The 251-nt window shown below is 35.1% G+C and carries 1 protein-coding gene; it reads left to right on the forward strand.

Going from position 1 to position 251, the window contains the following annotated elements:
- Nucleotides 1-251: helix-turn-helix domain-containing protein (locus AC6UDG_RS07720; RefSeq protein WP_500706994.1), on the forward strand; the 251-nt coding region annotated here is incomplete at both ends.

Here is a 251-nt window from a genome sequence, read left to right on the forward strand (position 1 = left end):
GCGCAGACATTAATGTTAACGAACATTTTCTCGTTGATGAATCAGGTGAAAAATGGCTTGATTTTAATGATCCAGACGAAAATATTCATAAGATATTTGACGCTTACCGTAAATTAAAGGGATTTATGGTACCAACAGATGTTAGAAAACTCAGGAAAAGTTATGGATTGTCTAGTAGGGACTTTGCTAAAACTTTGGGAATGGGATATGGAACACTGAACCAGATTGAAAATAATCACATTGTCCAGAGT

Source organism: Fructilactobacillus sp. X2R1C1 (assembly GCF_059901435.1).